The sequence below is a fragment of the Halanaerobium sp. genome, from assembly GCF_003070835.1.
Genome location: NZ_QBLR01000264.1, coordinates 1 through 4,822 on the forward strand (window position 1 = coordinate 1; position 4,822 = coordinate 4,822).

A 4,822-nucleotide genomic window follows, 5' to 3' on the forward strand; every position below is an offset into this window, starting at 1 on the left:
CCCTAAGTCTATTAGAAAACCTTGATAATATAGCATATTTAGATTTTATGATAGCCAGAGCTGAATTTTCCATAGAAATTTCAGCTGTTAAACCTAAAATAACTTCTGAAAAGTTAATAAAGATTAAAAATGGAAGGCATCTAGTAATCGAAAATGAACTAAATAAAAAAGGTGCAGAATTTACTCCGATTGATCTTGAACTAAAATCAGGTTCAACATTAATTACCGGCCCTAATATGGGAGGTAAAACTGTTAGCTTGAAACTGACTGCACTTTTAACAGTAATGGCTCAACATTCTCTTTTTGTGCCTGCAGATTATTTTGAATTTAATCTCCGCAATTATATATATTTTAGTTTAACTTCAGATGATATTAAAAGTGGTTTAAGTAATTTTGGTACAGAGATTAGCAATTTAAAATATGTTGTTGCTGCAGGGGATGATAAGGGTTTGATTTTAATTGATGAGATTGCACATGGCACTAATCCTGCTGAGGGTTATGCAATTGCCTATGGCATAATCGAAAAATTAGATACAATGAATTCTATTTCAGCTATTACTACTCATTATCAGAGGTTGGCCAACAAATTGGAAATTACACATTTTCAGGTCAAGGGACTGGATAAAGATCTCTTAGCTAAATATCATAATCATATTAGAGAAAAGGGAATAGATATTTTAAATAAATGTATGGATTATCGACTTGAGAGGGTAACAAGCAAAAGAGATTTTCCTCAGGATGCAATTCGCATTGCAGGTTTATTAGGTTTTGATCAAGAAATTTTAGAAACAGCAAAAAATATTATGAATAATGATTCAACTGGAGGGATTGAAAATAATGGTTAAGAAGATGTTAGATCTCGATAAAAAGAAGATTGATAAAGCTAGAGAAGCTGCTCATGAAATTACTATGAATATTCAGAAAGAAATTGATTTAAATACTACAACCAGTGTTGAAAGAACTGTTGCCAGATTTTTTGGAATCGATGGTGTTAATGCTGAAGAAATTCCGCTGGCCAATGTTTTAGTAGATCAATTAAATGAAGAAGGAGAATTAAATCGCGGTTTAGCTTTCTGGTTAGGAAATGCTATGGCCTATCACGATTTGGATGCCCAGGAAGTTGCCGAAGAGGTTGCAAAAGGCAGTCTTAAGCTGACAGAAATACCACTTCAGGATGAAAAGAAAGTAAAAGAATTAATTGATGCTAAAGCAAAAGAAATGATTGATTTAATTAAAAAGAATCGTCAGGATAGAGAAGACTACATTGATAGACTTGGTGAGGGAGAAAGCCCTCAAAAATACGTTATAGTTGCAACTGGAAATATTTACGAAGATATTGAGCAGGCTAAATCAGCCGCCAGACAGGGAGCAGATATTGTTGCAGTTATTAGAACAACAGGACAGAGTCTTCTAGATTATGTTCCTTATGGTCCAACCAAAGAAGGTTTTGGTGGTACATATGCTACTCAAGAAAACTTTAAAATTATGAGAGAAGCTTTAGATGAAGTAGGCGAAGAGGTTGGAAGATATATAAAGTTAGTTAATTACTGTTCCGGACTCTGCATGCCAGAAATAGCTGCTATGGGGGCTATTGAAAGACTTGATATGATGTTAAATGATGCAATGTACGGTATTCTTTTTAGAGATATTAATATGAATCGTACCTTTATTGATCAATATTTTTCCCGAATGATTAATGCATTTGCAGGTGTAATCATTAATACAGGTGAAGATAACTATTTAACAACAGCCGATGCTTTTGAGCAGGCACATACTGTTTTAGCTTCAGATTTCATTAATGAACAGATGGGACTGCAGGCAGGATTAAGTGAAGAACAGTTAGGTTTAGGTCATGCTTTTGAAATGAATCCAGATATCGAAAATGGGTTCTTATATGAAATTGCTCAGGCTCAAATGATCCGCCAGATTTTCCCTAACTCACCTTTAAAATATATGCCTCCAACAAAGTATATGACTGGAGATATTTTCAAAGGGCACTTACAGGATGCATTATTTAACTTAGCTTCTGTAATGACAGGCCAGGGAATTCAGCTTTTAGGTATGTTAACCGAGGCTATTCATACTCCTTTCTTAAGTGAAAGAGCACTGGCGTTGGAAAATGCTGAATATGTAATGAATAATGCACGTGATTTAGGTTCTGAGATTGAATTTAAAGAAGATGGAATTATTCAAACAAGAGCTCAAACTGTTTTAGAAGAAGTTGTAGAAATGCTTGAAGATGTAAATAACAAAGGCCTAAAAACTGCAATTGCAGATGGTGATTTTGCTGATGTTAAAAGACCTATTGATGGTGGTAAAGGTGCTGATGGTGTAATTAAGAAAAGCAAAGATTACTATAATCCTTTTTTAGAAATGATGCGAAATGAATTAAGTAAATAAAATAAATAATTATGATATAAAGAGGTGTTATAAATGGAACTGGATATGAAAAAAATTAAGCCTTACGGTGATACTTTAAATGATGGAAAAGTTCAGATGAGTTTTACTCTTCCTATTCCTGCAAGTGATGAAGCAAAAGAAGCAGCAAAAAGATTAGCAGAAAAAATGGGAATGACTGATGTAGAGATTCCTCACATGAAAGATTTACACAACTTCTCTTACTTTGTGATTTATGGAAGTCTTGAGCACACTGTAAATGTTGAGGAAATTGAAATTCCAAAGGTAAATGAAGAGGTAATGGATTATTACGAGATTAATGATTTTATTGAAGAAAATATCGGCAGAAATATTGTTGTAGTTGGGGCTTGTACTGGTACAGATGCTCATACAGTAGGACTTGATGCAATAATGAATATGAAAGGTTATGCTGGGGAATATGGATTAGAAAGATATCCTAAAATAGATGCCTATAATTTAGGTAGTCAGGTTCCAAATGAAGAGCTGATTGCAAAGGCAATAGAATTAGATGCAGATGCAATTTTGGTTTCACAGGTTGTTACGCAAAAAAATGTTCATATTAAGAACATGACCGAACTAATTGAATTAATTGAAGCAGAAAACCTAAGAGACAAAATGATCATAGCTGCTGGTGGACCACGTATTGATCATGAGCTTGCAACAGAATTGGGTTTTGATGCCGGTTTCGGTCAGGGATCTTTACCACCAGATGTAGCAACTTTTTTAGCTAAAAGAATAGCAAAAAGTGTTTAGTAACAAAGGGGGTGATTGAGGAAAAATCGTTAATACTTCAGAAATAATAATTAAATAAGATTATCAGAGAGAATACGAGTACCTAAGAACAAATGATATGTTTAAATTACAAACAAAAACACTAGGAGGATTAAAATGTCTGAAAGTAAACTTGATAATGTAAATCAGAAGAAAGTACCGAGCTTTTCAAGTGTCATATTTGTATTTTTATATTTAATTATTTCAATGGGGATTTCAGTATTGTGGCTTGATATTCCAATACATATAACTTTAGTATCAGCTGCGATTGTTGCAACTATAGTAGCAATGTCCCAAGGTTATACCTGGGATGAAATTCAGGATGCGATTTTACATGGATGTAGTATAGCAATGCTGCCTATGTTAATCTTGATGATTATTGGTGCAATTATTGGTGCCTGGATCTCTGCAGGAACAATCCAGACAATTATTTATTATGGTCTGCAGTTGATTAGTCCAAGATGGTTCCTGGTTGCAGCAGCACTAATGTGTTCAATAACCTCTTTAGCTACAGGAAGTGCCTGGACAACTTCTGGTACAATTGGTGTTGCTTTAATGGGAATTGGAGCCGGTCTTGGAGTTCCTGCTGGAATGACAGCTGGTGCAGTTGTTTCTGGTTCTTACTTTGGTGATAAAATGTCACCCCTATCTGACTCTACAAACTTGGCAGCAGCAGTAGCAGAAGCAGATCTATTTGATCATATAAAGCATATGGTTTATACAGTTGGACCTGGTTTATTACTCTCACTTATTGCTTATGCTGTTTTAGGAGCTCAGTTTGGTGGAAGTACAATCGATCCAGTTCAAATGTCAGTGATTAATGAAACTCTAACAGGTTTAGAACAGAACTTTAACTTAAGCTTGTGGTTATTAATTCCACCAGTTGCAGTAATTATTATGGCTGCAAAGAAAGTTCCAGCTCTAGCATCACTAATTATCTCAGCACTTATGGGTGCAGTATTTGCTTTGATTTTCCAGGGGGCTTCAATTCACGAAGTAACTCAGGCTATGAACTGGGGCTTTGTTTCAGAAACAGGTATTGAATCTGTAGACTCTCTATTAAGTCGTGGTGGAATGCAGAGCATGATGTGGACAGTTTCTCTTGGATTTATAGCTCTATCTTTTGGTGGTATTTTAGAAAAGACATATATGTTGGAAGTTATCTTAAATAAAATTCAGCCAGCAATTAAAAATACTGGAAGTCTTGTTATTACAACTTTGCTTGGAAGTTTAGCTACAAACTTCTCAATGGCAAGTCAGTACATGGCTATAATTATTCCAGGAAGAATGCTTGCTCCTGCCTATAAGAGATTGAATTTAAAAACTAAAAACTTATCCCGAGCCCTTGAAGATGGGGGAACGGTATTTGCTCCCTTAGTACCATGGAGTTTATCTGGAGCTTTCTCAGCGGGGGTTTTAGGTGTTGCAACATTAGACTATGTTCCTTATGCATTCCTTTGTTTCTTTGTTCCTATTATTTCTGCAATTTACGGAATGACCGGATTTACTATGGAAACAGAAGATGAGGAAATTACCGAAGGCAGAGATGTCAAAAAAACAGTCAGCAAATAATTGTTAGAAAATAAATAATAATCTAATAATAAAACAAAAAAAGAGTCAGCAGAATAAATAT

General features: G+C 34.8%; 3 protein-coding genes and 1 pseudogene. All 4 read left to right on the forward strand.

All coding sequences use genetic code 11. From position 1 onward, the window contains the following. A pseudogene (locus CI949_RS16945) lies at nucleotides 1-845 on the forward strand (DNA mismatch repair protein MutS); the annotation flags it as partial. Next, nucleotides 838-2,400 (forward strand): lysine 5,6-aminomutase subunit alpha, encoded by a 1,563-nt coding sequence (locus CI949_RS16950; RefSeq protein ID WP_290768525.1) that lies wholly within the window; start codon nucleotides 838-840, stop codon nucleotides 2,398-2,400. The pseudogene CI949_RS16945 and the gene CI949_RS16950, both read left to right, overlap by 8 nt. A 33-nt stretch (nucleotides 2,401-2,433) precedes the next feature. Further along, entirely contained in the window at nucleotides 2,434-3,171 is a 738-nt protein-coding gene (locus tag CI949_RS16955; RefSeq protein ID WP_290768527.1) for an OAM dimerization domain-containing protein, read from the forward strand. 135 nt (nucleotides 3,172-3,306) lie between these two features. Next, complete coding sequence (gene nhaC / locus CI949_RS16960; RefSeq protein WP_290768529.1) at nucleotides 3,307-4,761, forward strand: Na+/H+ antiporter NhaC; 1,455 nt, start codon at nucleotides 3,307-3,309, stop codon at nucleotides 4,759-4,761. Nucleotides 4,762-4,822 lie beyond the last annotated feature (61 nt).

Bases quoted from the DNA above. Each gene is read 5' to 3' on its own strand.
- CI949_RS16950 (WP_290768525.1), top strand. From the start codon at position 838: ATGGTTAAGAAGATGTTAGATCTCGATAAAAAGAAGATTGATAAAGCT.
- CI949_RS16955 (WP_290768527.1), top strand. From the start codon at position 2,434: ATGGAACTGGATATGAAAAAAATTAAGCCTTACGGTGATACTTTAAAT.
- nhaC (WP_290768529.1), top strand. From the start codon at position 3,307: ATGTCTGAAAGTAAACTTGATAATGTAAATCAGAAGAAAGTACCGAGC.